Annotated in this window: 18 protein-coding genes and 1 riboswitch; of the genes, 9 read left to right on the top strand and 9 right to left on the bottom strand. The window is 45.0% G+C overall.

Annotated features, from left to right (window positions below):
* Positions 1-17: 17 nt before the first annotated feature.
* Together fabI and cotO are read left to right on the top strand one after the other, a co-directional pair.
* Positions 18-794 carry an enoyl-ACP reductase FabI gene (gene fabI / locus WA279_RS18430; protein WP_003232896.1) on the top strand — a complete coding sequence of 259 codons (777 nt, stop codon included), beginning with the start codon at positions 18-20 and terminating at the stop codon, positions 792-794.
* Between the two features lie 100 nt (positions 795-894).
* Positions 895-1578 carry a spore coat protein CotO gene (gene cotO, locus WA279_RS18435; protein ID WP_336156244.1) on the top strand — a complete coding sequence of 228 codons (684 nt, stop codon included), beginning with the start codon at positions 895-897 and terminating at the stop codon, positions 1576-1578.
* 92 nt (positions 1579-1670) lie between these two features.
* On the opposite strand, the gene cotZ is transcribed toward cotO, so the two are convergent.
* The 5 genes from cotZ to WA279_RS18460 all read right to left on the bottom strand — a co-directional run bounded on the left by cotZ (position 1671) and on the right by WA279_RS18460 (position 4244).
* Positions 1671-2120, bottom strand: coding sequence for a spore coat protein CotZ (gene cotZ, locus WA279_RS18440; protein WP_003239244.1), 450 nt, complete (start codon positions 2118-2120; stop codon positions 1671-1673).
* Positions 2121-2247: 127 nt separating this feature from the next.
* The gene (gene cotY, locus WA279_RS18445) at positions 2248-2736 is read right to left on the bottom strand and encodes a spore coat protein CotY (RefSeq protein WP_003239243.1); all 489 of its coding nucleotides are present in this window, start codon (positions 2734-2736) and stop codon (positions 2248-2250) included.
* Positions 2737-2887: 151 nt separating this feature from the next.
* Entirely contained in the window at positions 2888-3400 is a 513-nt protein-coding gene (gene cotX / locus WA279_RS18450; RefSeq protein WP_015252341.1) for a spore coat protein CotX, read from the bottom strand.
* A gap of 94 nt (positions 3401-3494) precedes the next feature.
* Positions 3495-3818, bottom strand: a complete 324-nt coding sequence (locus WA279_RS18455; RefSeq protein ID WP_015252340.1) for a hypothetical protein — start codon at positions 3816-3818, stop codon at positions 3495-3497.
* A gap of 39 nt (positions 3819-3857) precedes the next feature.
* Positions 3858-4244, bottom strand: a complete 387-nt coding sequence (locus tag WA279_RS18460; RefSeq protein ID WP_029726269.1) for a spore coat protein — start codon at positions 4242-4244, stop codon at positions 3858-3860.
* A gap of 159 nt (positions 4245-4403) precedes the next feature.
* Between WA279_RS18460 and yjcA the strand changes: the two genes are divergently transcribed.
* From yjcA to spoVIF, 4 genes are all read left to right on the top strand, one after another.
* The gene (gene yjcA, locus WA279_RS18465) at positions 4404-4760 is read left to right on the top strand and encodes a sporulation protein YjcA (RefSeq protein WP_014476457.1); all 357 of its coding nucleotides are present in this window, start codon (positions 4404-4406) and stop codon (positions 4758-4760) included.
* A gap of 284 nt (positions 4761-5044) precedes the next feature.
* The gene (locus WA279_RS18470; RefSeq protein WP_187955989.1) at positions 5045-5251 is read left to right on the top strand and encodes a hypothetical protein; all 207 of its coding nucleotides are present in this window, start codon (positions 5045-5047) and stop codon (positions 5249-5251) included.
* Between the two features lie 81 nt (positions 5252-5332).
* Positions 5333-5482 (top strand): sporulation protein YjcZ, encoded by a 150-nt coding sequence (gene yjcZ / locus WA279_RS18475; RefSeq protein ID WP_003232872.1) that lies wholly within the window; start codon positions 5333-5335, stop codon positions 5480-5482.
* 132 nt (positions 5483-5614) lie between these two features.
* Positions 5615-5869, top strand: coding sequence for a sporulation-specific transcription regulator SopVIF (gene spoVIF, locus WA279_RS18480; RefSeq protein ID WP_003232870.1), 255 nt, complete (start codon positions 5615-5617; stop codon positions 5867-5869).
* A 73-nt stretch (positions 5870-5942) separates the two neighbouring features.
* Here spoVIF and WA279_RS18485 read toward each other — a convergent pair whose 3' ends face one another.
* Positions 5943-8222, bottom strand: a complete 2280-nt coding sequence (locus WA279_RS18485; protein WP_336156246.1) for an ATP-dependent helicase — start codon at positions 8220-8222, stop codon at positions 5943-5945.
* Between the two features lie 116 nt (positions 8223-8338).
* Between WA279_RS18485 and WA279_RS18490 the strand changes: the two genes are divergently transcribed.
* Entirely contained in the window at positions 8339-8593 is a 255-nt protein-coding gene (locus WA279_RS18490) for a hypothetical protein (protein ID WP_003232866.1), read from the top strand.
* Between the two features lie 70 nt (positions 8594-8663).
* Here WA279_RS18490 and WA279_RS18495 read toward each other — a convergent pair whose 3' ends face one another.
* Genes WA279_RS18495 through WA279_RS18505 form a run of 3 tightly spaced genes read right to left on the bottom strand, consistent with a single transcriptional unit; the run spans position 8664 to position 10364 of the window.
* Positions 8664-9086 carry a GNAT family N-acetyltransferase gene (locus tag WA279_RS18495; protein ID WP_003245407.1) on the bottom strand — a complete coding sequence of 141 codons (423 nt, stop codon included), beginning with the start codon at positions 9084-9086 and terminating at the stop codon, positions 8664-8666.
* Positions 9087-9089: 3 nt separating this feature from the next.
* On the bottom strand, positions 9090-9605 hold the full coding sequence (locus WA279_RS18500; protein ID WP_003232861.1) for a YjcG family protein: 516 nt from the start codon (positions 9603-9605) through the stop codon (positions 9090-9092).
* 36 nt (positions 9606-9641) lie between these two features.
* Entirely contained in the window at positions 9642-10364 is a 723-nt protein-coding gene (locus WA279_RS18505; protein WP_003232859.1) for an esterase family protein, read from the bottom strand.
* 167 nt (positions 10365-10531) lie between these two features.
* Positions 10532-10652, top strand: a riboswitch (SAM riboswitch).
* Between the two features lie 67 nt (positions 10653-10719).
* Here WA279_RS18505 and metI point away from each other — a divergent pair.
* Together metI and metC are read left to right on the top strand one after the other, a co-directional pair.
* Positions 10720-11841: a cystathionine gamma-synthase/O-acetylhomoserine thiolyase gene (metI, locus tag WA279_RS18510; protein WP_336156342.1), complete on the top strand. Its 1122-nt coding sequence runs from the start codon at positions 10720-10722 to the stop codon at positions 11839-11841.
* Positions 11834-13006, top strand: coding sequence for a cystathionine beta-lyase (gene metC, locus WA279_RS18515; protein ID WP_014479474.1), 1173 nt, complete (start codon positions 11834-11836; stop codon positions 13004-13006). Before metI ends, metC begins: the two co-directional genes overlap by 8 nt.
* Positions 13007-13189 lie beyond the last annotated feature (183 nt).

Raw genomic sequence — 13189 nt, forward strand, 5'->3', positions numbered from 1 at the left:
TAGGAGGCTTTATACATATGAATTTTTCACTTGAAGGCCGCAACATTGTTGTGATGGGGGTAGCCAACAAACGCAGCATCGCCTGGGGCATTGCGCGTTCTTTACATGAAGCGGGTGCACGTTTGATTTTCACATACGCTGGTGAACGCCTGGAGAAATCCGTTCACGAGCTTGCCGGAACATTAGACCGCAACGACTCCATTATCCTTCCTTGCGATGTTACAAACGACGCAGAAATCGAAACTTGCTTCGCAAGCATTAAGGAGCAGGTCGGTGTAATCCACGGTATCGCGCATTGTATCGCGTTTGCCAACAAAGAAGAGCTTGTCGGCGAATACTTAAACACAAATCGTGACGGCTTCCTTTTGGCTCATAACATCAGCTCATATTCTCTGACTGCTGTTGTCAAAGCGGCACGCCCGATGATGACTGAAGGCGGAAGCATTGTCACTTTGACGTACCTTGGCGGAGAGCTTGTGATGCCAAACTACAACGTCATGGGTGTAGCAAAAGCTTCTCTTGATGCAAGTGTGAAATATTTAGCTGCTGACTTAGGAAAAGAAAATATCCGCGTCAACAGCATTTCTGCCGGCCCGATCAGAACATTATCTGCTAAAGGCATCAGCGATTTCAACTCTATCTTAAAAGACATCGAAGAGCGTGCACCGCTCCGCCGCACGACAACACCTGAAGAAGTGGGCGATACAGCTGCATTCTTGTTCAGCGATATGTCCCGCGGGATTACAGGTGAAAATCTTCACGTTGATTCAGGTTTCCATATCACTGCCCGCTAAGCAGAATCTATATCAAGCAATCCCGAATAGGGATTGCTTTTTTATTTCTTCTGATTTTCAGCTTTCTGTCATATAGATAGAATATGACACAATCGGAGGGATGAAGATGTCTAATAAGAAAAGAAACGCGGATAAAAAACCGCTCATGTATATTGTTCAGCCGGATTATGCAGAAACCACAAGGTCATCCATGCAGGAGATTGTCATCAAAAGAAAGGCCGACAAATCTGCTCCGCCAAAAGCTGAGGAAAAGCCGGCTTACCATGAGAAGCAGCAGGAGGAAGCCGTGGCACAGGATGTCCTGCAAGAAGACCAAAAGCCTGCAGCCGAACCAGTGAGTCAGCAAACACAAGAGGCGAGAGAGCCAGAGAACATAAAAAGCCAAGAGGAACAGAAAGCAGAGCCGCAGGCCGTAGAAGCAACCGTTGAACACGAGCCCCCGAAAGCAGAAAAAAAGGAAGAGCCTGCACTTGAGACCCGGAAGCCTGAGAAAGAACCGGAAGCTGTCCATAGTGCTGATAAAGCGGAGGAAAAAGCACCGCCGGCACGAAAAGTGAAAAAACCGATGAGCAAGATGACGATCCACGAAAAAATTGATTTTTTAACAAAGCTGCCTCATAACATGCCGAGAGCGCTTTGTTTGATTGAAGCCAATGGAAGAACGTACAGGGGCGTGATTGTCGGAAGAAGAAATGATTCCGTCCTGCTTCGAACAACCGGAAACGGAGCCCCAACCGAACTGGCAATCGATGATATTACCTCTTTGCACCCGCTCGGTTTTTAACGAAAAAGAAAAAAGCTGCCCGGCTGATGTTGCCGGACAGCTTTTTTACATAGAGAAAAGCCTGCAGGCCTGCAAGCTTTTCCAGCTTATGATTAATGATGATGATGTGTACGATTGATTAATCGAGGATTTAAGCAGTTGATTGCGCAGAAGCAGTCTAAGTCAACTTCAATACAGTAGTTCGTTTTTTCGAGTCGGAACACTTCACACACCGTATCTTTATCGGTGAAGTCCAAAATGTGTTTGTGTTCGTCAAATGCGATTAATAATGACAGTGTTGCGCAGCTTCCATGCACTCTTTCGACCCTGAAAAATACTGTATTAAAGCAAGGGCCGTTATCGAGTTCGCCGACATTTCCGAAGGCGACTAATGGCGTTGATTTTGATGTAAATATTGCAAAAGGCACTGTGTCGCCTAACGAATGGCTTACAGATAAAAGCTTAGAGTGGCAGCCGGTTGGGCAGTCCTCTTCAACAGCGTTTTGCAGTTCTTCAATATTTTCTACAGCTTCACGCACGCAGCTTGATGTTTTCTGGCTCATATTATCCCTCCTGCCTTATAAATTTGAGACTGGCGAAATGATGGAGAGTCAGCTGCCTCACGCTGGAAGCAGCTGAATGATTTGCACCTGTAATAGAGTTTGGAAGGGGATTCCTCTTTACAAGTGTTTATCCATTGTGATGATGCTTTTTATCTTTATGAGGCGATGTTCTGTCAACTAACTCTGGTGATAGGCATTGAATCGCGCAGAAGCATCCGAGATCCACTTCAATGCAGAAATCTGTTTTTTCTAGCCCGAAGAAATCCGGGTCGCAAGGGTGGCAAACACTTAAGGTATCGCCTTTGACATCGACCGGGCGTAAAATAGAAAGTGTTGCACAGCAATCGCATAATTTTTCGACGCGGAAGAAAATGGATTCAAAGCATTGCATATCATCCACAAATCCCCCTACGTTTCCGAATGTGGAGAACAATCCGCCTTTTTTATCGAAAACGAGAAACGGAATTGTGTCTTTTCCAGCAATCGTAGGGTTTAAAAGGTTAGTATAGCAGCCAGTCGGACACTGTTCTTCAACTGCCTCCTGCTCTGCTAAAATCTTTTCCACTGCATCGCATACACAGTTCTCATGCCGGCCATGGGTTTTTCCGCAGCTCATTGATTTCAGCTCCTTCTTTATAGGGTATTTGACTTTAGTCCTTAACAACATATGTACCCGTGCCCCACTTGGTGTGGGTGAACGTCTATATATTCATCATATGCTTGGAAAATAAGAAAAAGCAGAGCGTTTTTAGCTCTGCTTTTAGGTTCTAGAGGACAAGAGTGATGACTAGGACAGCGATCAGAACGTTTGTAGCTGTAGAGACAAGGGTTGCGATATCGGCATCTACTGTTGTGACGTTTACGCCGCGGGAGCATTCGATAAGAAGTTTCTGGCGGTTTACTTGCTTGTTAGCTGTAAGCTGCAATAAATCTTGTGCGACTAATTCAGCAATAACGCCATCTGCAATGGAGGTGAGAGCTACTGTCAAGACAGCTGCATTAAGCGCTGTTACAATAGATGTTACGGCTTGAACGTCTGTAGATGAAACGTTGATGTCACAAGAGTCTCTGATAATAATCGTCTCATCTGAGACTTGTTTGTTGAGATTTGCCTGAGCTAGATCTTGGTCGATAAAGGCGTTGTTGTCATTGCCAAACCCATTGTTATTGCAGCAAATATCGCAATTGCATTTTCTTTCTTCTTTTTCTTTCTCTTTGTGCTCTAACGGATGGTCACAGTCAGGATCAAGTGCAACCCAAGAGTATGGTCTGCTTTCCATATCTATTCCTCCTTTTCTTTTACTGTTATTAAATGAGCGAGCCTCTTACTTTGACTGAGGCATTTATCTTGATGATGTGCCCTATTTTTTATGATTAATTTGAATTGTTATTGTTTTGCCGTCTTTGTCTGAGCTGTTCAATGAGCTGCTCTCTGCGGCTAAGTGGTTTATCGCTCTTTTGCTCTTGTACGGCTTCTTCTTCTTTTTTCTTCTTGTGTTTTTCAGCTAGCTCCGCTGATTTCGCTTGCAGGTCTTTTACCATATTCAAAAGCATTTCTTTTTCTTCATCTGATACTTTTTTCATTTTGTCTTTTGTGATGCCGTGTTTTACAAATATGTTTTGGACCAGCATTTTCATCATTGGATCAACTTCTGGGAGCTTTTCAAGCTCTTCTTTGATTTTATCGTTATCTGACATTTGTTCTCACCTCAACTTTTAGTTTGTGAAAAGAAAGGGTTAAAGGATGTCGAATTCAAGGAGCATACTGTTTAACACCTGAAGCAAGATTTGTACAAAGGTTATTATTTCGTCTGCAGACAAAGTAATCTTGATGTTTCGGCTGTTGATAATTTTAATGATGGTTCTTTTTTTGATTTGAGAGTTATCAAGAATGAGTATTTCGCTTGCTACTGTGTCGGCCAAGTCCTCGTCGGCAATAACGAGCTGTGTCAGCAGGATAATCAATGTTGTAACCAAGGCTTGTATAGAAAGGGCAGCTGTTATATGTGACGTATCTATTGTGATATTTTCGCAATCAATCACTTCGATCTGCTGCTCGAATTCGCTTGATAATTGCTCAAATATGTCAGGATGCAGGGATTCAATTTTTGTTTCAAATGACATAACCTTCACTCCTTTCTTATCCATACTCTATATAATGCAAATGGGGTGCAGAGCGGAATAATAAAAATAACCAATTTTCTGCCGGACAAGATACAATTCATGAAGAATAGGGTTTTCGCATATATGTGAAGGGATCATGATTGGCAAAGGAGTGAACGAGTGGTTATAAATGGGCTGACAATTGTTCTTCTATCGCTTGCGGTCTTTCGGCTCGCCCGCCTGCTGGTGTTTGACACGATTATGGCGCCGCTTCGCAGTCTGTTTCATGAAGAGAAGGAAGAAAAGGATGCGGACGGGAACATTGAAACCTATATCGTGATTAAAGGAACCGGTGTCAGGGCGTTTATTGGTGAATTGCTGAGCTGCTATTGGTGCACAGGCGTGTGGTGTGCCGGCTTTTTGATTTTATGCCAGGCGTTGATCCCGCAAGCGGCGCAGTGGCTGATTTTACTTTTGGCGATCGCCGGCCTTGCCGGCATCATAGAAACGCTCGTATCAAAATGGCTGCAAGAATAAGGCGTTACCACCAGCAACTTTCTGTCAGAATACGCATAAAGTAGCATATATGACATAAGGAAAGGAAGGGGACAAAAATGAATCAACATAATAAACCTTCCCAAAAATCTCCATATACAGATTCGTCGTATCAATCAAAAAAGATAAAAAAGAAAGGCTGCGGGTGCGGAAATAAAAAGAAAAAGCCTCAATAGCTAGCCTGGCAAAGAAACCGGAGAACTCCGGTTTTTTGTTTTTTAACGGGGCGGCCTCGCTCAGCATATATCATAAGCGGGGGGATAAAAGTGAATGAGTTTGAAAAATGGATAGAAGGAAGATATGAACCACACGAACAAAAGCAAAAAGAGCATGAAAACACGATGGGCAGTATCAGAAAAGACTTGGATGCATTTGATAAAGCCGGTCTGGAATTTGAAGATGAGATTGAAGAGCTGGCTGAAAAAACAGAGGCCTTACTTAAAAAACATCAAGCTCAATATGATCAATCGTAAATCCGCAAACGCCCTATGCGAATATCCAAGCCGATCCAAGCAGCTCACATAGTGTATAGAGAGTAAAGGAGGTGCTTATCTATGGGCTTTGGATACGGATTCGGCGGCGGCTACGGCGGCGGCTGTTATGGCGGTTATGCTGGCGGTTACGGCGGCGGCTATGGTTCAACATTTGTTTTGTTGGTCGTATTATTCATTCTCCTCATCATCGTAGGTGCATCTTTCTTTTAAGATGTATTGAGGAAGTACGGGTTATAACCCGTGCTTCCTTGCCTTGTGTTTATTTTTAAAAATGTTGGAAAAGCACATTGTATTATGTGCATTCATACAATACCGTATTACTCCGCCAAAAGGAGGCGCATTATGGATAATCAATTTTTTAAGAACATCGAAAAGAAAACAGGTGTGAAGATGCAGGATGTAATGAATCTTGCCGGATCACTCCAAAACGCTAATTTTAAAGATGAAAATACAGTGCGCAGTGTGATTAACCGCGTAGCGCAGATGGCAAACAGACGCGTGCCAAAAGAATTAGAAGATAAAATTGTGGAATCTATTACAAGCGGAAAAGAAAAGCTTGATTTTGGCACGATTTCTAAAATGATGGATAATAAATAAGTGGATGGCCTGGCTGACTCACTGCAGCGGGCCTTTTTTTACAGTAAAAACCCGGCAGTAATCTGCCGGGCTGTTAATGATGCAAGGGCTGTCTTGCTTTCTGTAGCAGGGGATACAAAAATCTTGAGCGATTGGCTGTTTTGCCGCGTCTGTTAGCGGGGCAAGACAAATATAAATGCTGTTTCGCCCGGGTCATGGCTACATATAAAAGGCGTCTTTCCTCCTCAAGAGCGGCCTCGTCTCCTTTTCTTGCCGTTTCTAATGAGAAATCGTGCGGAATCGAGCCGTCTACAGTGCCTAATACGTAGACTGTTTTGAATTCAAGGCCTTTTGACCGGTGAATGGTCATCAGCTGAACGCCGTGTTCATCCGTTCTGTTTTTCTCAGCGGCCCTCATATGGTCTACGTGGGCAAGAAAGTCAGGAATCGTTTTGAACTTCTTGGCGACAACCTTGATGTCGCGCAGGTCATCGGAACCTTTTTCAAGCTTGTTGCCCTCATTGCCCCGCTTTTTTAAATACTCGGAGAAGCCCATTTTTCCTTCTGCAAAGGTGATGGCTTCTACGGGCTTCATCGTGCGGAGGCTTGCAAAAAACGGTACGATTTTCTTGATTTTGTCCAGCTGGAATGGCTTCAGATCAGGCAATTTGGCCAGCGCTTTGATCATGGTACAGTCCTCTGTAATCGAGAGCGCCTTCAGCGTATTCAAAGCGGACTGTTTTAAAAACAAGGCGGGAAGCAAGTGTTTAATCGCTTCGGTGTCATCCTCATTTTGGCTGGCATACAAGTAGGCGAGAATCTGGCGGACGATCCGTCTGCTATAAAACGATTGGACGCCGCGGTCAGCTGTATACGGAATTGACGATTGATGAAGCCTTTCATATATAGCACGGCCTCCGCTGTTTGTGCGGTAAAGAACCGCAAAGTCTTCTGGACTGGCTCCATTTTGAATTTTTTCTTTGATATCGGAAACGACCATTGTGGCTTCTTCCTCTTCATCATAAGGATAAAACAGCACAGGGGCCTGAATGTCATCGCGGGCCGCTTCAAGCGTTTTGGCATATCTGTTTTTGTTCTTTTTCACAACGATATCAGCACTAGAGACGATCGGGTGCGTAGACCTGTAGTTCGCAGTTAAATAGATCGTCTTCGCTCCCGGATAATCCTTTTGAAAATCAAGAATGAAAGACGGATTGCTTCCGCGAAACGCGTAGATGGACTGGTCATCGTCTCCGACACAGCACAGGTTTTGCTCCGGGCTGGCGAGCATTTGCATGATTTTGTATTGAACCGGATTAATGTCCTGAAACTCATCAATTAAGATATACGTAAACCGAGATTGATATTGTTCCAGAAGGTCAGGCCGCTCGATAAACAATTCATAGCAGGCTGAAGCCATGTCATCAAAATCAAATTGGCTGTGTTCTTTTTTCTGGCGTTCATAATGTTCATATAAACGATAAACTTGTTTTTCCCACTCATCTTTTAGAGGGATGCGTTCATTTGGGACATAAGTGTTTTTCCAAAAACCGATCTGCTGCAGGGCTTGGTCAACTGGGAATTCTTTCTCATCGATGCCTTCTTCATAGAGTGCTTTTTTGATATATTGTTCCCGCTGCCACTCCATTTTCAGCAGATGCTCACCGTTCCATTTAGCAGAATTAGAGTGATACAAGATCTTATAAAACAGACTGTGGAATGTTCCTGTCACAAGTCTTCTGACTTTTGCCGGCTGTAATCCGTACTGGTTCGCCATACGCTCTTTCATTTCAGCGACAGCTTTTGTTGTAAAGGTGACAAGCAGCATATTTTCAGGCGGTATGCCTAAGTGTTCGATCATGTGGGCGGCACGGGCTGTCAGCACCCGTGTTTTTCCGCTCCCCGCACCTGCAAGCACGAGCAGCGGGCCCTCTGTTTCCGTGACAGCTTTCAGTTGATCCGTGTTTAAACCGACAGACGGAAAAAGGCTCGTATCGGGTTCTATTGTTTTTGGCACAAATGGTGTTCCTGGTATAATGCTTCTAGGGCGGTGCCATTCCGTAACAGCTGGGGACGGGTCAGCGGCGATCGCTTTTCCCTTGGGTAAACGAATGACACCGGATTCCTGATCGTCTTCTTTTTTTTCCTCTTTAGAGGGCTTTGGTTCGCACGCCTCCTCACATGCCGGAAAATCGCCTGGCTGGCGATGGATAAACTCTGGCGGATCGGCGATGTTAAGCCGTAACAAAACGGGCTTTCCGCAATGAGAACAAAATAAATGTCCTTTTATTCCCTCTTCAAAGAGGAATTGATAATGTTCTCTCGAATATGTATGTAAATGTATGATTCTATCATTCAGTCGGGCGCATTTCAAAAAGGGGTCCTCCCAATCAAAAGGTGTTCATTACAGACAATGACTATCATATCAAAAGAAATGTGTTTCAAAAAGTAAGTTTAAGGGAAAAGAGACAGCAGAGGGGTGGGTATTGTATGATATATGCAGGTCAAATTCAGAACCAGCAATACGCTCAATATGCTAATAGAACGATTGGACATAAGCAGGATTATGCCGGAACCGAAAAAATCAGCTATGTGCCGTTTCAGCGGGTATACAAAGAACTGGAAAAGCAGCAGGAGAATCAAACGGCCGCTGAAAGAAAAGTAAACGAAATGAAACGTAAGCGCTCTCTTTATAAGAGGTTGCGAGAAAAAGGAATGGGCACATATATTAATCGATATGTATAAAAAACCGTTCATACCAGAGAACGGTTTTTTATATGCAGTAAAATCCGGATCTCAAAAGATCCGGATGCGTTCAGTCCTTCATCATTTGTAAGTGCGGAATGCCGGCATCGAGGAATTCTTTTTCAGAAAGCACGCGATACCCGTGTTTCTTGTAAAACGGCACAGCCTGTGTTTGCGCGTTTAAAATGAAACCGGAAGCGCCTCCGTCTGCCGCGGCTTTTTCGAGCGCTTTCATAATGATGCCGCCGACACCGGCTGAGCGGTGGCTTTTCAGTACACAAATCCGCTCTAACTTGCCGTAGCCGTCTTTCATGCGCCATCTTCCGGCGCCGACAGGCTTTTCACCGTCATACACGACGATATGCTCTGACTCATTTTCAAGTTCGTCAATTTCTTCTTCAGCAGGCACGTTTTGTTCTTTGACAAAGACTTCTTCTCTTACATAGAATGCATCTTTCAGTTGTTCTTCATTTTTTGCGATAACTGCTTTCAAACATTATTCTCCTCTGCCTAGCAAGAAGGTTTCATATACTGTCCACGATCCGTTTTCCAGCTGGTAAAGCAAGTGGAAACGGTCAACGATTTCTTCATGCGACACTTCCTGCATTTTTAATTGTCCCAGCACATCTGAATGCTCATCGTCGGAAAGATTTTGGCCGACCGTCACATGCGGAACGAAATTATATTCCTGTTCTCCTGCCAACACACCGGTATATAGCTTTTCATTGAGTGTTTTTAACTCTTCCGTCGGTTCTGCTTTGATGTAAATGACATTATTGACAGGCGCAAATGAGCTGTATTTTGTCATTTTGAGAACGAGTGGGTGGGACTCTTTTGCGATGTTTCTTAAATGTGATACGAGCTGATCCGCTTTCTCCTCTGCGCATTCAAAGGATGCTCTCAGCGTCAAATGAGGCGGGATTAGAGAGTAGCTTGGGTCATAGCGCTTTCTGTAAGAGTTTGCAAGGTCTTGGAGCTTTTTTGATGGAAATAAAACGATTCCGTATTTCATATTATGTCCCTCCTGGAAATAAAGTATGATAGAGTGTTAAAGCATTTTTTTCAGCGCCGGGGTGATGAGCGGCTGCCAGTATGTCCATTTGTGGTCTCCGTCAAATGGCTCAAAATCATAATCGGAAAGCTTCTTCTCCAGCAGCTGCTTCAGCTCCTGGTTCGGCTCTGTAAAGTCCAGAATGTTCCCGTCTGTCGTGTGGACGTCAGTTTCTTTTGTTCCGATTTGGTGATAAATAGAGAGGTGTTTGATATCGCCTGACTGTTTCACGGCTTCTAGTACGTGTTTGTCAACATAGGGAGACTGCATGATGATGTTGCCAAACATATTCGGATAATCAAGCGCTGTCATAAGTGACACGGTTGCTCCGAGCGAATCACCGATCAGCGTTCGGCCGTAACCGATCTGATAGGTTGGATACTCATCATCTGCAAAAGGAACGAGCTCATGGGCGATGAACCGTTTATAAGCCGAAAATTTTGAACCCTCCGGATGATAAGTGTTTCTGCGCTCTTTTACATCCTTATAAGGAACACCGATAATAATGCTCCGGTCTATTTCGCGTTTCGACAGCAATTCCTCAACCTGTCTGCCGATCCTCCCCAGCCTGAAATAATCGTGGCCGTCCTGCGCGATAATGACATGGTATTTATAAAGCGGGGAGTAGTTGGACGGCAGATAAACAAGCAAGGTCATTTCCTCGTTAAGCTCTTTTGAAAAGAATTTCTTTTCTTGCACTGTGCCGTTTTTCGGTGCCATAAAAACATTCCTCCAGGACATCACTATACTTTCTTGCATTTTCAATTATTGTACCATGAATTATTAGAAATTTCTCTCTTTAAACGGTTCGGCACACGAAGAAAAAAGTGTTGAAATAAACTGTGAATTGCGCTAATATAAAACAATCAGAAAATTGAAATCGATATTTCTTATCGTGAGAGGTGGAGGGACTGGCCCTTAGAAACCTCAGCAACCGGCTTGTTTTGCATGTGCAAAGCGCCAAGGTGCTAAATCCAGCAAGCGTTTTTTATGCTTGGAAGATAAGAAGAAGCGTTAAACCCCTTCTTCTTATGAAGAAGGGGTTTTTATTTTGAAAAGGGAAGGTGTCAGCTATATGTCACAGCACGTTGAAACGAAATTAGCCCAAATTGGGAACCGAAGCGATGAAGTCACGGGAACAGTGAGTGCTCCTATTTATTTATCAACAGCATACCGCCACAGAGGGATCGGAGAATCTACCGGATTTGATTATGTCCGCACAAAAAATCCGACACGCCAGCTTGTTGAGGACGCGATCGCTAACTTAGAAAACGGCGCAAGAGGGCTTGCCTTTAGTTCGGGAATGGCTGCTATTCAAACAATTATGGCGCTGTTTAAAAGCGGAGATGAACTGATCGTTTCATCGGACCTATATGGCGGCACGTACCGTTTATTTGAAAATGAATGGAAAAAATACGGGTTGACTTTTCATTATGATGATTTCAGCGATGAGGACTGTTTACGCTCTAAGATTACGCCGAATACAAAAGCGGTGTTTGTGGAAACGCCGACAAACCCCCTCATGCAGGAGGCGGACATTGAACATATTGCCCGGATTACAAAGGAGCACGGTCTTCTGCTGATCGTAGATAATACATTTTATACACCGGTCTTGCAGCGGCCGCTTGAGCTGGGAGCTGACATTGTCATTCACAGCGCAACCAAGTATTTAGGCGGGCATAACGATCTGCTTGCTGGACTTGTCGTGGTGAAGGATGAGCGGCTCGGAGAGGAAATGTTTCAGCATCAAAATGCGATCGGCGCCGTCCTGCCGCCATTTGATTCGTGGCTTCTGATGAGAGGAATGAAGACGCTGAGCCTCAGAATGCGCCAGCATGAGGCAAACGCGCAGGGGCTTGCGGCGTTTTTAGAAAAGCAGGAAGAAATTTCGGATGTGCTGTATCCCGGAAAAGGCGGCATGCTGTCCTTCCGTCTGCAAAAAGAAGAATGGGTCAATCCGTTTTTAAAAGCGCTGAAGACCGTTTGTTTTGCAGAAAGCCTCGGCGGGGTGGAAAGCTTTATTACATACCCTGCGACCCAGACGCACATGGATATTCCTGAAGAGATCCGCATCGCAAACGGGGTGTGCAATCGGTTGCTGCGCTTTTCTGTCGGTATTGAACATGCGGAAGATTTAAAAGAGGATCTAAAACAGGCATTATGTCAGGTCAAAGAGGGAGCTGTTTCATTTGAGTAAACACAATTGGACGCTGGAAACCCAGCTCGTGCACAATCCATTTAAAACAGACGGCGGAACCGGGGCGGTCAGTGTACCGATTCAGCACGCCTCGACTTTTCACCAATCTTCATTTGAAGAGTTCGGGGCATATGATTACAGCCGCTCTGGCACGCCGACAAGAACAGCTCTCGAAGAAACAATTGCCGCATTGGAAGGCGGAACAAGAGGATTTGCTTTCAGTTCAGGCATGGCTGCTATCTCAACAGCATTTTTACTGCTGTCACAGGGTGATCACGTTCTTGTGACAGAAGATGTATACGGCGGAACCTTCCGTATGGTGACAGAGGTGCTGACCCGGTTTGGCATTGAGCATACGTTTGTCGACATGACGGATCGTAATGAAGTGGCGCGGAGCATCAAGCCGAACACAAAGGTCATTTATATGGAGACGCCATCAAATCCGACACTTGGGATTACGGATATTAAAGCGATTGTTCAGCTTGCAAAAGAAAACGGCTGTCTGACCTTTCTGGACAATACATTCATGACACCGGCACTGCAGCGTCCGCTTGATCTTGGCGTGGATATTGTACTTCACAGCGCAACAAAATTCTTAAGCGGACACAGCGATGTGCTCTCAGGTTTGGCTGCTGTCAAGGATGAAGAGCTTGGGAAGCAGCTGTATAAGCTGCAAAACGCGTTCGGCGCCGTCCTTGGCGTACAGGATTGCTGGCTTGTACTGCGCGGATTAAAAACATTGCAGGTCCGCTTAGAGAAAGCGAGCCAAACAGCCCAGCGGCTTGCGGAATTTTTCCAGAAGCACCCGGCGGTCAAGCGCGTGTATTATCCGGGACTGGCTGATCATCCCGGCGCTGAAACCCATAAAAGCCAGTCAACGGGAGCGGGCGCCGTGCTATCTTTTGAGCTTGAAAGCAAAGAGGCCGTTAAGAAGTTAGTCGAGAATGTGTCACTGCCGGTCTTCGCTGTCAGCCTTGGCGCCGTGGAATCGATTTTGTCCTATCCGGCAACTATGTCTCATGCGGCAATGCCTAAGGAAGAGCGTGAAAAACGCGGTATCACTGATGGCCTGCTCCGTCTGAGTGTGGGCGTCGAACATGCAGACGATTTAGAACACGATTTCGAACAAGCGCTGAAAGAAATTGCTCCAGTTGCGGTTCGTTAAAAAAGAAGCCGGTGGCCCGGCTTCTCAGATTGTAGACAAAGTCCTAAAACGGTTTCTGTTTTAGGATTTTGTCATCTTTTCAGCGTGATTGAAAACCCTTGAAGTCTAGGAAGGACGAGCATTGGAGCGGAGCGAATGTTATAATTCGTGAGCACTAACGCGCAGGACTGACAACGAATGCGA

Origin of the sequence: Bacillus sp. 204(2023), assembly GCF_037027505.1 — a bacterium.
Lineage (GTDB): Bacteria > Bacillota > Bacilli > Bacillales > Bacillaceae > Bacillus > Bacillus subtilis.

Coding starts and splice junctions, on each gene's coding strand:
- cotO (WP_336156244.1), top strand. CDS start 895: ATGAAGATGTCTAATAAGAAAAGAAACGCGGATAAAAAACCGCTCATG.
- spoVIF (WP_003232870.1), top strand. CDS start 5,615: ATGGATAATCAATTTTTTAAGAACATCGAAAAGAAAACAGGTGTGAAG.
- metI (WP_336156342.1), top strand. CDS start 10,720: ATGTCACAGCACGTTGAAACGAAATTAGCCCAAATTGGGAACCGAAGC.
- cotX (WP_015252341.1), bottom strand. CDS start 3,400: ATGGAAAGCAGACCATACTCTTGGGTTGCACTTGATCCTGACTGTGAC.
- WA279_RS18505 (WP_003232859.1), bottom strand. CDS start 10,364: ATGGCACCGAAAAACGGCACAGTGCAAGAAAAGAAATTCTTTTCAAAA.
- fabI (WP_003232896.1), top strand. CDS start 18: ATGAATTTTTCACTTGAAGGCCGCAACATTGTTGTGATGGGGGTAGCC.
- WA279_RS18460 (WP_029726269.1), bottom strand. CDS start 4,244: ATGTCATTTGAAACAAAAATTGAATCCCTGCATCCTGACATATTTGAG.
- cotY (WP_003239243.1), bottom strand. CDS start 2,736: ATGAGCTGCGGAAAAACCCATGGCCGGCATGAGAACTGTGTATGCGAT.
- yjcZ (WP_003232872.1), top strand. CDS start 5,333: ATGGGCTTTGGATACGGATTCGGCGGCGGCTACGGCGGCGGCTGTTAT.
- WA279_RS18500 (WP_003232861.1), bottom strand. CDS start 9,605: ATGAAATACGGAATCGTTTTATTTCCATCAAAAAAGCTCCAAGACCTT.
- WA279_RS18490 (WP_003232866.1), top strand. CDS start 8,339: ATGATATATGCAGGTCAAATTCAGAACCAGCAATACGCTCAATATGCT.
- cotZ (WP_003239244.1), bottom strand. CDS start 2,120: ATGAGCCAGAAAACATCAAGCTGCGTGCGTGAAGCTGTAGAAAATATT.
- WA279_RS18455 (WP_015252340.1), bottom strand. CDS start 3,818: ATGTCAGATAACGATAAAATCAAAGAAGAGCTTGAAAAGCTCCCAGAA.